This is a genomic window from Clostridium sp. LIBA-8841 (assembly GCF_057782475.1).
On the sequence record NZ_CM173488.1, the window covers coordinates 2,323,422 to 2,337,072 of the forward strand.

At 27.3% G+C, this 13,651-nt stretch carries 12 protein-coding genes and 1 riboswitch; of the genes, 5 read left to right on the plus strand and 7 right to left on the minus strand.

What is annotated here, in order from left to right:
* Nucleotides 1-200: 200 nt before the first annotated feature.
* Complete coding sequence (locus AC2A4K_RS10040; protein WP_322502352.1) at nt 201-704, minus strand: GNAT family N-acetyltransferase; 504 nt, start codon at nt 702-704, stop codon at nt 201-203.
* Nucleotides 705-1,011: 307 nt separating this feature from the next.
* Here AC2A4K_RS10040 and AC2A4K_RS10045 point away from each other — a divergent pair, with 307 nt between their 5' ends.
* The 5 genes from AC2A4K_RS10045 to AC2A4K_RS10065 all read left to right on the plus strand — a co-directional run bounded on the left by AC2A4K_RS10045 (nt 1,012) and on the right by AC2A4K_RS10065 (nt 7,561).
* On the plus strand, nt 1,012-1,791 hold the full coding sequence (locus AC2A4K_RS10045) for a histidinol-phosphatase (RefSeq protein WP_322502353.1): 780 nt from the start codon (nt 1,012-1,014) through the stop codon (nt 1,789-1,791).
* Nucleotides 1,792-2,141: 350 nt separating this feature from the next.
* Nucleotides 2,142-3,455, plus strand: a complete 1,314-nt coding sequence (locus AC2A4K_RS10050) for a sodium-dependent transporter (protein WP_322502354.1) — start codon at nt 2,142-2,144, stop codon at nt 3,453-3,455.
* A gap of 80 nt (nt 3,456-3,535) precedes the next feature.
* Entirely contained in the window at nt 3,536-5,374 is a 1,839-nt protein-coding gene (locus AC2A4K_RS10055) for a S8 family peptidase (RefSeq protein ID WP_322502355.1), read from the plus strand.
* A 110-nt stretch (nt 5,375-5,484) separates the two neighbouring features.
* Nucleotides 5,485-5,587: riboswitch (TPP riboswitch) on the plus strand.
* A 90-nt stretch (nt 5,588-5,677) separates the two neighbouring features.
* On the plus strand, nt 5,678-6,373 hold the full coding sequence (gene thiT / locus AC2A4K_RS10060; RefSeq protein WP_322502356.1) for an energy-coupled thiamine transporter ThiT: 696 nt from the start codon (nt 5,678-5,680) through the stop codon (nt 6,371-6,373).
* A gap of 111 nt (nt 6,374-6,484) precedes the next feature.
* The gene (locus tag AC2A4K_RS10065; RefSeq protein ID WP_322502357.1) at nt 6,485-7,561 is read left to right on the plus strand and encodes a pyridoxal phosphate-dependent aminotransferase; all 1,077 of its coding nucleotides are present in this window, start codon (nt 6,485-6,487) and stop codon (nt 7,559-7,561) included.
* 142 nt (nt 7,562-7,703) lie between these two features.
* Here the strand turns inward: AC2A4K_RS10065 and cax are convergent, their stop codons facing one another.
* The 6 genes from cax to AC2A4K_RS10095 all read right to left on the minus strand — a co-directional run bounded on the left by cax (nt 7,704) and on the right by AC2A4K_RS10095 (nt 13,377).
* The gene (gene cax, locus AC2A4K_RS10070) at nt 7,704-8,750 is read right to left on the minus strand and encodes a calcium/proton exchanger (protein ID WP_322502358.1); all 1,047 of its coding nucleotides are present in this window, start codon (nt 8,748-8,750) and stop codon (nt 7,704-7,706) included.
* Between the two features lie 378 nt (nt 8,751-9,128).
* Nucleotides 9,129-10,415 carry an alkaline phosphatase family protein gene (locus tag AC2A4K_RS10075; RefSeq protein ID WP_322502359.1) on the minus strand — a complete coding sequence of 429 codons (1,287 nt, stop codon included), beginning with the start codon at nt 10,413-10,415 and terminating at the stop codon, nt 9,129-9,131.
* Between the two features lie 141 nt (nt 10,416-10,556).
* Complete coding sequence (locus tag AC2A4K_RS10080) at nt 10,557-10,916, minus strand: hypothetical protein (protein WP_322502360.1); 360 nt, start codon at nt 10,914-10,916, stop codon at nt 10,557-10,559.
* Between the two features lie 128 nt (nt 10,917-11,044).
* On the minus strand, nt 11,045-11,458 hold the full coding sequence (locus AC2A4K_RS10085) for a hypothetical protein (protein WP_322502361.1): 414 nt from the start codon (nt 11,456-11,458) through the stop codon (nt 11,045-11,047).
* Nucleotides 11,459-11,656: 198 nt separating this feature from the next.
* Nucleotides 11,657-12,568 (minus strand): DUF368 domain-containing protein, encoded by a 912-nt coding sequence (locus tag AC2A4K_RS10090; RefSeq protein WP_322502362.1) that lies wholly within the window; start codon nt 12,566-12,568, stop codon nt 11,657-11,659.
* A gap of 35 nt (nt 12,569-12,603) precedes the next feature.
* Nucleotides 12,604-13,377 carry a M15 family metallopeptidase gene (locus tag AC2A4K_RS10095; RefSeq protein WP_322502363.1) on the minus strand — a complete coding sequence of 258 codons (774 nt, stop codon included), beginning with the start codon at nt 13,375-13,377 and terminating at the stop codon, nt 12,604-12,606.
* Nucleotides 13,378-13,651: the final 274 nt, after the last annotated feature.

A 13,651-nucleotide genomic window follows, 5' to 3' on the forward strand; every position in this document is an offset into this window, starting at 1 on the left:
TCTCCCCTCCTTCTTTCAACATATATAGAGTAATAAATGCATATTTTTATCTATTACCCCATTTTTTTCATAGCATTCAATATATGTTTATTCATAAGAAAAACCCAATATTCTTAATTAACATAACCTTAATGTAAATTTAACAATAAAAAAAACCAATTCATAGTCTATTTAAAACTATAAATTGGTTCATATCATAATCACATTATTGCTTTTTCAAGACATAAGAAAGGTTCCACTATGTCTCTCATGGACATCATATCACCTACATGGACATATCCTAAATTCTTATAAAGATTAACTGCATTTTCATTTTTATGATAAGCACTAATCCTTATAGAGTTATACTTTTTTTCTTTTGCCATTTCTTCTACAAAATTTATTATTTTTCTTCCATAACCTTTTCCTCTATGATATGGACAAACAGCTATTCTATGAAATGATAAAAATGGACCATCTACTTTCCATGCAATATCATTATAAATATCATAAGCTTGGTCATTTATAGTAGCAACAGCTACAATTTCTCCTGACGATTCTAATCCATAAAGATGTTTATTAGAAATATCTTTAAATATGATTTCAGTATTGGGATATTTTTCATTCCAATTATATAGCCCTCTTGAATTCATTTCTTTTACAACATTATCATAAATACCTTTAACTTTGTTTAATTCATGTTCTTCTATTAATCTTATTTTCATTCCTTTTTTTACCTCTTCTAATAATTTAATTTAAAATAATGTTTTATCCAAAAATCAAATCAAACTTTTACCTCATGTTCATATCTCCTTTAAATATTAATAATTAAATAACTTTACTTCATTAAATTTCCTTTAATAAATAATCTCTTCTAAACACGGCCACTTACTCACCGTGGAATAATTTTATTTTATTCAAAAGAAAAAGTCAAAGAATTTTTTGTTAACATTTTTCTGTTTAAAATTTATTAAAATTTATCTTTTATTTGATTTTTTGATATACTTTATTTAAAGAGAGGAAGTGGAATTTATGTTAAAAAAAATTAACTTTCATACACATACAAAAAGATGTAAACATGCTAATGGAGAAGATGCTGATTATGTTAATGCTGCTATAAAAAATAATCTAAGTATTTTAGGATTTAGTGATCATGGTCCCTACCCTGATAATAGATTTGGACTTAGAATGAATTTCAATGAACTTGAAGAATATCAATCTACTTTAGAAAGTCTTAAAGAAAAATTTCAAGATTCTATTGATATTAAAATAGGTTTAGAGATAGAATATTTATTTTCTGATGATTTTTACTATAATTATTTGAAAAACGAGTTAAAATTCGACTATTTAGCCTTAGGACAACACTTATTTTTAAATAGTAATGGTGAGTTAAAAAATACATATTCTCTACAAAGCACAAAGGATTATTTAGAATATGCTGAAAGTATTTGTCTTGGTATAAAAAGTGGATATTTTTCCTTCGTAGCTCACCCTGATTTAATGTTTATAAATGATTTTCCTTGGGATGAAAATTGTGATAAAGCCTGCGATTTAATTATAAATACAGCAAAAGAATACGATTTTATATTAGAATTTAATGCAAATGGTCTTAGAAGGGGTTTAAAAAAATATTGTGATGGGAAAAGATACCCTTACCCTTATGAAAAGTTTTGGAATAAGGTTTCTTCAAAAAAAGTTAAAACCTTAATCAACTCTGATTGTCATAGTCCTAAAGAACTTTGGGACAGTATTATGGAAGAGGCTTATGAACTAGCAGAAAAACTAAAATTAAATATTGTTTATGATATTTAAAAATAAAATTCCTTGCATTTTATTTTTTTTAGTTATATAATCAGTTTAAATTTATTTTTAGGAGAAATTGTTATGAATATTACAAACTTAATAAAAGCAAAACTAAATAACTTTTATTATTGCTATTATAGATAGTTTGTATTTATGATTGAATATATGTGGTCATAGATACAAACTCCAAAGAAAATTTTGGATTGTATCTATGATGGCTTAGTTTTCGTTAATAAAGATAGGTCACATAGGTAAGACTATATGACCTTATAAAAGTGTTTTGATACCATAGGTCATATAGTTTAGCTATATGACCTATTTTTTTATATTTATATATAAAAATTTAGGAGGTATTCAAAATGAAAGAACGTGAAAATTTTACTGGAAAGTTTGGATTTGTAATATCCTGTGTTGGTGCTGCACTTGGTCTCGGTAACATATGGCTATTTTCTTACAGACTAGGGCAATATGGAGGTGCTGCCTTTTTAATTCCATACTTCTTATTTGTTTTTATACTTGGAACTACAGGTCTTATGACAGAATTTGCATTTGGTAGAAAGTTTAAAGCTGGTTCATACACTGGTATAGTTGAATCTTTTAAAAGTAAATCATTAAAGGGAGGAAAATTCTTTGGAATGCTCCCACCTATAGGATTGATTGGAGTTTTTATATTTTACTCTATAGTTATAGGTTGGATTCTTAAATACTTTTTCTTAAGTTTAACTGGCTCTATTAATAATATTGATACTACTACTTACTTTAGTAACTTTGCTGGAACACCTAGTACAATATTTTGGTTTGCTTTAGCTATAATTTTAACTTTAATAATAGTTTCCTTAGGAGTAGGCCGTGGTATAGAAAAATTAAATAAAATAATTATGCCACTACTTCTTTTAATTTTTATAATTTTAACCATAAGATCTTTAACATTGCCAGGTTCTTTTGAAGGCGTTAAATATTTATTAGTTCCAAGATGGGAAAACTTATTTAAAATAGATACTTGGGTAATGGCTCTTGGACAAGCCTTTTTCACAGTTTCACTTAATGGATGTGGTATGGTCGTTTATGGTAGTTACATAAACGATAAATTTGATATTCCATCATCTGCAATCCAAACTGCTATATTTGATACTTTGGCTGCTCTTTTAGCATCCTTTATGATTATGCCAGCAGTATTTGCATATGGATTAAATCCATCATCAGGTCCATCTTTATTATTTATAACTCTACCAAAGGTATTTCAAGGTATGAATTTTGGCTCATTAATAAGCACATTATTTTTCCTTAGTGTAATATTTGCAGCTATTTCATCCTCTGTAAATATGTTAGAAGGTCCTGTTGAAGCTTTCATGGCACACTTTAAATCAAAAAGGGTAAAAACTTCAATTATAATTTCAGTACTTTGTTTCCTATGTGGAATACCTCTATCTTTAAATATGAGTATGTTTGATAGCTTTTCAAACCTTATTACAATAATAATTTCTCCTCTTTGTGCTTTATTAGTAGCTGTTGTATTCTATTATATTATTGGGGGCAAAAGTGTATTATTAGAAATCAATAAAGGAGCACATAAACCTCTTGGAAGTTGGTTCATTCCATTAGGTAAATATATATTTATTTTAGTTACTATACTAGTAATAATACTTGGAGTAATATACGGTGGAATAGGTTAAGTTTTTCTTTTAAAAAACAATAGAACTTAAAGACAGCTATAGAATAATATAAATATTATTAATATAAATTAGGAGTCTTTATGAAACAAAGCTTTTATAATAATCCAGATTTCATAAATTTGCTTGTAGAATATTTTGGTGATATTCAATCCGAAATAGAAAACATCCCCAACGCAAGTATTTATATTATAGATGAAAAAATTGCAATACTCTCTTTAAAAGAAAGTGATTTAGAAAACTTATTAAAAAAAATTCAACCTTTTATTCTTGCAGAATTAGGAACACTTTATACTTTAGAGAACACGTCCCCAGTTGAGGCTTCTTCTGCAATAACTTTTCACAGAAATCCTTATTTAACACTAACTGGAACTGATGTAATCATAGGAATGGTTGATACTGGAATTGATTACTTAAATAATGAATTTCTTCTGGAAGATGATACTACTAGAATTCTTTATTTATGGGACCAAACAATTGATACTGGAAAAGTTCCAGATAATATGCTTCATGGTAGTGAATATTCAAAAGAAGATATAAATAGAGCTATAACTCTCTTTAAAGAAGGAGGAGACCCATATACAATAGTTCCCTCAAGAGATGAAATTGGTCATGGCACAAAAATGGCATCCATAGCTGGTGGAAGAGGTCGCAATAGAGATTTTATAGGTGCTGCACCTAATTGCGATTTCATTATAGTTAAATTAGAACAAGCCTCTAAAAATTATGCCAACTTATTTTTTCCTCAAAACGATATACCAATGTATAGTAATACCGATATTATATTGGCTGTAAAATATTTATATGAAAAATCTATAAAGCTTCAAAAACCAATAGTGATATATATAGGGTTAGGAGGAAATCTAGGACCCCATTCCGGTGAAAGCAATTTAGAAAGATATATAAATAGAATTTCTACTAAAAGAGGCATAATAGTAGTTAGCTCAAGTGGTAATCAAGGAAACACAGATACTCATACCTCTAATATAATTCCTGGTACTGGCCTTGATAGCGTAATTGAAATAAGCGTTGGAAAAGAGCAAAAAGGACTAGTTTTACAAATTTATGGTAAAAAACCCGATAAATTCACTTTAAGCATAACTTCACCTTCTGGAGAATCAATAAAAAACATAACGGTATTTGATACCAAATTAGGTTTATTTGGATTATTTTATAAAATTAAATTTATATATGAAGGAACTTCAATGGAAGTAGCTTATGATTCTCCTGATGAATTTACAGGAGATGAATCCATCTTAATCCGTGCAGATAATATAGCAGAAGGTATTTGGAAATTTACTCTTACTGGCGAATATATAGTTTATGGCAAATACAATGCTTGGTTACTTCAAAGAGAATTGTTAGCTCCAGACACTAAGTTTTTAGCACCAACTAAGGAAACTACCTTAACAGAACCTGGAACATGTACAAATATAATCTGTACGGCCTATTATGACCAAAATAATAATGCTTTAGTATCTAGTTCTGGCCAAGGCTTTACAAGAAATGATATAATTCAACCTATTATAGCAGCTGGTGGAATTAATGCCATAGCAACAAAGCCTGGTGGTGGAGCTTCTCTAGTCTCTGGTGGAAGTGTAGCTGCTGCTGTTACTGCTGGATGCTGTGCTATCCTCCTTCAATGGAGTATTGTAGATGGTAATAACCCAACAATGTACGCTCCAAAACTTCAAACTTATTTAATTAGAGGAGCTAGAAAAAGACCAAATGATATATATCCTAACCGAAATCTAGGGTATGGTATTTTAGATGTAGTTGGAACCGTAAATAGTCTGAGACTAGGTTCTTTCGGTAGAGGTTATTCACCAAACAGAAATCTTAATGAAGATCTTTTAAGTAAAAATGATGATTCAACAGAAACCTTTAATGTGAATAATTTATTCATAAGAATTCCAAAGTAAATTTTTTGTTTGCTTTTTAATATTTCTTAACCTAAGGTAAACTTTTTGTTTACTTTTTAATATTTCTTGACCTAAGAATAATTAGCGTATAAAATAAACTTAGAATTATTTTCATGTGCTAGGGGTGCCTTTAGGCTGAGAGATGATAATTATCATTAACCCTCAACACCTGATCTGGTTAATTCCAGCGTAGGGAAGCGTTTAGGGCTGTATTTAAACCGGATCTATGTTTAGATTCGGTTTTTTTATTTACATTCTTTAGACTCTCTAAGCACACTTAAAGTTTAAGGAGGGGTTTAAACTATGATGTCATTTTCACAAATAATAAATGACTTTATACAAAGTTTTTCATCAATTAATTTAGGAGGAAATTTAAAGGAGATTTTAACTAATCCACTAACAATACTCACTTTAATTGGATTCCTAATAATATTAGTTTTACTTATAAAAGCTAAAGATATAAAATTTGATGCTAAAATGCTTACAACTATAGGGATTGCTTTAGCTCTTACAGCTGTATTAAACATGCTAAAGATATATAAATTTCCTCAAGGCGGAGGAATTACATTAGGTAGTATGATTCCTATAATACTTATTGCTTATGCTTATGGTCCATTAGTTGGAATGCTTACTGGATTTTTATTCGGTATAATTTCCTTATTCATAGATCCATATATACTTCATCCTGTTCAAGTGTTATTTGATTATCCTTTACCATATATGGCTTTAGGAGTAGCAGGATTCTTTAAAAATCATAGAATTTTTGGAGCCACAGTTGCAATATTCCTAAAATTTGTAGCACACTTTATTTCTGGAGTTGTTTTCTTTGGAACATTTGCTCCTGAAGGAATGTCTCCAATTCTATATTCATTTTTAATAAATGGTTCTTTAATAGGTATTGATGGTTTAATCTGTATAGTAATATTAAGCGTTCTACCTATTAATAGACTTATTAAAGCCATACAATCTAAAAGCATAACAAGCAAATATGCAGCTTAAAATAAAAAAGGTCTAGATTTTTATAAAAATCTAGACCTTTTTATTTTTTTCTTAAAGAATTATACTATAATTATAAAATAAAAAGTTAAATCAACTTAGGAGGTACTACTTATGAGTATTAATCATGGAGCTAATTTATTTGATTTATCAAGTAAGTTAGGCTTAAATAAAACAGATATTAAAGACTTTAGTTCAAATATAAATCCCTTTGGCGCATCTAAAAAAGCTAAAAATGCTATTCTAGAAAACATTGATATGGTTTCTATGTACCCTGATCCTAAATATACGGCTTTAAAAGAAGCTATTTCAGAATACTGTAATTGTAAAAAAGAAAATATTATAGTGGGAAGTGGTGCTACAGAATTAATCTCTTCTTTTATAAGCATTATTAATCCTAAAAAAGCATTGTTACTCTCCCCTTCCTATTCAGAATATGAAAGTGAACTTGAAAAAATAAATTGTGAAATAGTTAAGTTTTTCTCAAAAGAAGAAGACGACTTTAAAATAGATGTACATAAATTAATAAATTCTATAAATTCTTCAAATTATGACTTAGTTATAATCTGTAACCCTAATAATCCTACAGGTTTTGCTTTTTCAAAAGATGAAATTTCTTCTTTACTAAAAAATACTTCTACTATATTTATGGTAGATGAAACATATGTTGAGTTTACAGAACCTGAAATATATTCTTCTACTCCTCTTGTAGATAACTTTTCTAATCTTTTTGTAATTAGAGGGACTTCTAAGTTTTTCTCAACACCTGGAATAAGATTGGGCTATGGACTTATTTCTAATAAAAAAATAAAAGAAGAAATGCTTGAAAAGCTTGATTTATGGAATATAAATATTTTTGCCACAACAATGGGAGAAATTATGTTTAAAGATAAGGAATACATAACTTCAAATACTTCTAAGTTAAAAGAAGAGAGAGACTTCCTATTTAAAGAACTAAGTTCCATAGAAGATTTAAAAGTTTATGAAAGCTACAGTAATTTTATTCTTTGCAAAATTACTTCTAAAAAGCTTACTGCCACAGAGCTTTACAATAAGCTTTTAGAAAAAGGGTTAATAATAAGAAACTGTTCTTCTTTTGAAGGATTAAACGAATATTTCTTTAGAGTGTGCGTATTAAAACCTGAAGATAATAAGCTTCTTATAGAAAATCTTAAAAATTTATTTTTATAATTTTATTAAAATGAAGAAGATGTTGTATCGAAATAACTTTTAATACAACATCTTCTCTCTTAAAATTAGACTATAATATATAAAGTCATCCTTTTTAAACATAGCCTAAAAGTAACTCATTTTATATAATTATCCTTTTAATTTAAACAATCATAAACATAGCTGCTATTATTAAATAAACTGCTAAGAGTTGAACACCTTCAAGCCAGTTAGATTCTCCATCACTGACAACTCTATTAGCTATAAATACAGAAACGATTAATGCAACTAATTCAAAAGCATTAAATATTATGCTCATAGGTTTAAATATAAGACTTAAAAATATTAATACTGGAGCTACAAATAAAATAACTTGTAAACTTGAACCTATAGCTATTTCAACTGCAACATCCATTTTATTTTTCATTGCCATTATAATTGCTGTACTATGTTCAGCAGCATTTCCTATTATAGGTATTAAAATTATACCTACAAAAAGTTCGCTTAATCCAAGACTTTCTGTCATTGGCTCTACTGCTCCTACTAAAAATTCACTTTCTATAGCTATTATTACTGTAGCTACAATAAGTACTGTTATGGCTTTTTTTAATGACCATTTAGCTTCCCCTTCTTCCTCATCCTGCTCTACAGCATAAATATCTTTATGAGTGAAAAATGAGAATATTAAACTTAATATGTATATAGCAAACATTACTACAGCAACTATTACACTTATGCTTTCATATTTTGTGTTTAAAAATTCTGGTTTTATTGTGTGCATAAATATAGCAGGAATAGTTAATCCAATAACAGCAAATAATAGCATACTTGAACTAGTCTCCATTACTTTTTTATTAAAACTTTGAGTTTTATACTTTAATCCTCCTGCTAACATACTAGCACCTAATACTAATAATATGTTCCCTATTACAGATCCTGCAATAGAAGCCTTAACAACATCGAATAATCCATCCTTTAAAGCAAAAAATGATATTATAAGCTCTGTAGCATTTCCAAAAGTAGCATTTAAAAAACCTCCTAATTTAGGGCCTGTATAAAATGATATCTCCTCAGTAGCCTCTCCCATAAGTCCTGCTAAAGGGACTATTGCTAAAGCAGATAATATAAACATAAGTGTTGGTGAAAAGTGCATAAACTCTCCTATAATACTTATAGGAATAAATATTAAAAACCACTTTAGTATTTTCATGTTTTGTCCTCCTAATATTAATAATAATTTTTACCAAAAACAATTATATCATTTTTGTTAATCAAATTAATAGTTTATTATCAATTTATTCGTTTAATATATTTAAAATACTAAAGCAAAAGTTCCGTAAAATATTATATATGTACTAAATTCTATACTTATCTTTGTAAATTAATTTAATTTTTATTATAAAAATCCTTATTTTTCTTTAAAATAAAAAAAACGCTATTATAAGCGTTCTTTTAATTAACTACATATCTACATTATGAAATAATTTTTGGCAATAATTTTTCTACTATTTTAAAATATCATAATTTTGCGACAATTTCAACAATTTTATTTAATTAATTATTTTCTCCAAGTTATAAAAAAAAATTCTTAAATATCCAATATTCTTTCTTCAATTACTCCATCTGCATTTTTAAAGTCAAAACCCAATATTTTCCCTAAGGTAGGACCATGATTTATTAACTTACCTTTCTCTAAAACTACCCCTGATTTTACTCCTCTTCCAAAGGCTAAGAAGAAAGTTTCATAATTCTTTTTCTTAGGTGAATATCCATGAACCGCTTTATAGGTATGTTTATTGTGTATATTCTTAGTATCTTCAACAACAATTCCCTCATATTCATTAGAGAAATAATATCCTCTACTAGCTTCTACCATAAAATCACACTGGTCATTTGCTCCAGCCTTAATAGTTTCTTCTCTATTTAATATAAATTCTAAAGCACCTGTCTCCTTAAGTTCCTCTAAAACTTTTAGACACTTTTTATTTTCTTCATTACTATTCTTATCATTTAAATAAATATATGCTGATCCTCCACATTCTCTAGAAATAGCTTTAATTTCTTTAAGATTTCCGTTTTTAAACTCGATTAAATCTGCCTTCTTAAAAGCACTATTAAGGCGTATTACTTTATTAGTATCTATAGCACTATGATCTCCTAATAATATTAGAGTTGTATCTTCATATATGCCAGCTTCCTTTAAACACTCTATTATCTCTCCAACTCTAATGTCATGTCTCTTTAAAGCATCTATTGCTTCTAAACTTCCATAACCATAATCATGTCTATGAGAGTCTACATCTATTAAATGAATCATTGTTAAATTTGGCTTGTATTTCTTTATTGTTTCTTTAGCGCATTCTGTAACAAAATTATCTAAATAAGGTTCTTTAGTTCCTTTTCTAAGAGAACCAAACTTTTTATTCATTGTAAATTGATATGCTTTACTTCCAGCTAAAGCTGACATAATTATTTGATTATGCCAAGGTTTAGTTTCAAATATCTCAGGCATGTTATAATCTATTTTCATTTTTCCAGTTACTGGCCAAACTACTGAAGCTGTTGTAAGTCCATTCTTTTTAGCTAATTCAAATAAAGTTTCTCCCTTTATTTTATTTCCATACCAATTCCAATTTGGATTTTTGTCCTTAAACTTCAATACAGTATTGTTAGTTATGCCATGATTAACTGGATATCTTCCTGTTATAATAGATACATGTGCTGGATATGTTAAAGATGGATATATTGTCTCTACATTCTTTATAAGCGCACCATTTTTTATCAATTTAGATATGTTAGGTAAATCCTTCATTATTTCAATATCCTTTGAAGATACTGCATCTAAAGATATGACTACCATATATTTATTTTTCATCTTAATTGCCATCTCCTGTTCTTACTAAATTATTTCAAATCTTTTATCATTTGTATGAATATATGAACATTTTAATGTTACTTATTCAACTAATAAATCTTACTTTTGTTATTCTAAGCTTTAACTGACTAAGCTTTATACCTAACCATTAACTTTTATGTTATTTTCCATACTTAACATATCTTTAAGCTCTGAGTAAATTCCCTCATCTACAACGCCTTTTAACTTAATTAGAATTTTTTCAGCCTCTTGAAATCTTCCATTCCTTATCTTTTCTATAAAAGTACTTACACGCCAAGACCTTTTCATTTTTTTAGTTAAAAACATTAGTAAACTCAATAAAAAAGCAGGTAATAAAATTCTAGGCTCCACTAATGCAATTACTACTATAATCCAAGCTACATTAGAAATTATCCTATATGGTTTGCAAATTTCCCTTATGGAATCACTATATTCAAACTCATAAATCTTATTCCTCTTTGCAAAAGCTCTACTTCCCATATATCTCTCCCCCTAATAAATAATTAACATAATTATACCTTTTTCCGCCATATTTTTCCATAATTTATAATATAAAAGATAAAAAAATACTCAAAGCCTTTAACTTTAAGTATTTTTAAAAGTTTATATTAACCTATTATATCTCTTGCCAGCTCTTCTAATTTTTCTTCTCCATCTTTTTCTGAGAAATTATAAAAACAATTTGCTACTTGTATTTTTTTAGCTCTTGATATATTTAAATCTTTACTTATTTTTTCTAAGAAATCAACTTCTTCTATATCACAATCCTCATCAACAAGACCTATTCTAACAAGTTCAAAATAAACAATATTTTTAATCTTTTCTGATGAATTTCTTATTGAATTTATTGCTTCTTCATATGAAAGATTTCCTAAATCCACTTTTTCTAAATCTAATTCTTTTATATATGTACGAATTAATACTTCTTCTTCTTTTCTTATATCCTCATCAGCTAAAGCAAATTCAGTTACTAAATTTATAAATGCTAATCCCTGTTCTTTATTTAATTCTTTTAAAAACATTGCTTATCCCTCCGTGTAAATAATTTTTAGTTTATTATTAATATACTATAAAATCTTTAGCATAACAAAGTCTTTATAGTTAAATTTCGATTAATAAATGGATACAATTCTCTGTTTCTTTATTATATTCTAAAAATCTATAGTATTAACTAATAAGCTGTTATTACTTATAAGTAATAACAGCTTAACTTCTATTTTTTATATATCTGATACCATTTCTTTCTTTTCAAGATAAATCTTTAATTGTTGTAATCCTATAATTAAAGCTCCTCCTATAATAAAGAAAAGGAAGTTAAAACTACTTAAATTCATAGCAGCCTTAGGAATTTCTAATGTAGTTGGTCCCATGAAGACTGCATATATAGATCCAATCATTAATCCTATTATGAAGTAAATCATTTGTGGTCTATAATTTGAAAGCAAGAATTTTATTAGTCTTATTGTTGTTATTATACCCGTAATTACTCCTAGTCCAAAAACTATAAGCATAGGTAAATAACTAAAGTTTAGTGTTAATACTTCTTTTACAGCATTTACTACTGGTGCATAAAGTCCAAATATTAAAAGTAATGTTGAACCTGATATTCCTGGTAAAACCATTGCTGAGATTGCTATCATACCAGCTACAAAAACATATAAAGCAAGTGGTAATGAAAATTGATTTAATACTAGACTTGTACTTTTTGCACTTCCAGTTGCTGGATTAAAATAAGTTATAGTAGCAACAATAGCGATACCTAAAATAGCATATATTATGTATTCATAATTTTTCTTTAATGCTTTTTTATCCTCACTTATTATTATTGGTATAGAAAATATTATAAATCCAGTAAATAAAGAACTAATTTTATATATTTCCTTATCAAATATTGATGCTATGAAAAATATGGATAAAACCATACCAGTTATCCAACCTACTCCTAATTTTAATAAAAACACTAAGGCATCTTTCTTAGTCATATCAGTTTTTTTAGTTGAGGTTAAAGCATTTAATGAACTTATAAATTTGTTATAAAACCCCATTATAAAAGCTATAGTTCCTCCAGAAACACCTGGAACACTATCAGCTAAAGCCATAAAAAATCCTCTTATAAAGTTAATCACATACATAGACTATCTCCTTTAAAATCTTATATATTATAATATTATTTTGTTATATCTAATTCATCATATAATTCTTCTAATGTAAGATTATTATCATAACAATACTTACTAACCTCTAAATTTCCAACATATCTATAATGCCAAGGTTCATAGCTATATCCTGTTATCTCTTCTTTACCATTTAAATATCTTAAAACAAAACCATATTTATATGAATTTTCTAAAAGCCATTGCCCTTCTTCAGTATTCTCAAAAGATTCCTCTAGTTGGAATCCTATAGAACTAGTAGTTAAATCAACAGCTAATCCTAACTGATGTTCACTTCTTCCTGGAAGAGCTACAAGTACACTTGAATTGCTTTTTTCTTTCTCTAATGCTCTGTTATATAAATATTCCTGTTCCTCGAAGGATCTATATGCACAAGAAAGATATAAATCAAGTCCTTCCTTTTGTGCATCTTTGAATAATCTTTCTAAATCATCTTTTAAAACCTTGCTTATCTTATTTCTAGGCTCACTTTCTAATCCAACCAAACTAACATTTGGAACTATTAATTCCTTTGGTTCATAGTTTCTATCTATAGGATTTTCCTCATTTACAATTTTAAATAATCCATCTTTATCATTTAAAATTATATTTTTAATACGAATTTGTTCTTCACTAAGCTCATCTTTTTTATTGATTTCTTCATTTAGCTCTAAATTATTTGTTTCTAAAGCATTTAACTTATAAACTTCATAACTTCTTCCTATAAAAAAACTAATTATTGCTACTGTAGCAACAATTCCTATAGATATATATCTTTTTAGTTTCACTTAAATCTACCTCCAAATTATGCATTAAACAGACTAATCCTTTAAATTATTACCAAATTTAGATTATATAAACTTGATTTTTTAAAAATTAACCTGTAAAACCATAAAAAAGAGATTTTTCCTAAAGAAGTAATACAACTTTTATTATATTATAAACTTTATTCTATATTCAATATTATAAATTTTAAATTATATATTTTCATTAAAATTCAGTAAATTTATAGCATATTTTCAACAAATAAAAAAGATATCAAAAAATTCAAAATTTCTTGAT

What these genes read in the sequence shown, in the direction of transcription:
- AC2A4K_RS10080 (WP_322502360.1), bottom strand. Translation starts at nt 10,916, where the DNA reads ATGGGAAGTAGAGCTTTTGCAAAGAGGAATAAGATTTATGAGTTTGAA.
- AC2A4K_RS10090 (WP_322502362.1), bottom strand. Translation starts at nt 12,568, where the DNA reads ATGTATGTGATTAACTTTATAAGAGGATTTTTTATGGCTTTAGCTGAT.
- AC2A4K_RS10045 (WP_322502353.1), top strand. Translation starts at nt 1,012, where the DNA reads ATGTTAAAAAAAATTAACTTTCATACACATACAAAAAGATGTAAACAT.
- AC2A4K_RS10075 (WP_322502359.1), bottom strand. Translation starts at nt 10,415, where the DNA reads ATGAAAAATAAATATATGGTAGTCATATCTTTAGATGCAGTATCTTCA.
- thiT (WP_322502356.1), top strand. Translation starts at nt 5,678, where the DNA reads ATGATGTCATTTTCACAAATAATAAATGACTTTATACAAAGTTTTTCA.
- AC2A4K_RS10040 (WP_322502352.1), bottom strand. Translation starts at nt 704, where the DNA reads ATGAAAATAAGATTAATAGAAGAACATGAATTAAACAAAGTTAAAGGT.
- AC2A4K_RS10055 (WP_322502355.1), top strand. Translation starts at nt 3,536, where the DNA reads ATGAAACAAAGCTTTTATAATAATCCAGATTTCATAAATTTGCTTGTA.
- AC2A4K_RS10050 (WP_322502354.1), top strand. Translation starts at nt 2,142, where the DNA reads ATGAAAGAACGTGAAAATTTTACTGGAAAGTTTGGATTTGTAATATCC.
- cax (WP_322502358.1), bottom strand. Translation starts at nt 8,750, where the DNA reads ATGAAAATACTAAAGTGGTTTTTAATATTTATTCCTATAAGTATTATA.
- AC2A4K_RS10085 (WP_322502361.1), bottom strand. Translation starts at nt 11,458, where the DNA reads ATGTTTTTAAAAGAATTAAATAAAGAACAGGGATTAGCATTTATAAAT.
- AC2A4K_RS10065 (WP_322502357.1), top strand. Translation starts at nt 6,485, where the DNA reads ATGAGTATTAATCATGGAGCTAATTTATTTGATTTATCAAGTAAGTTA.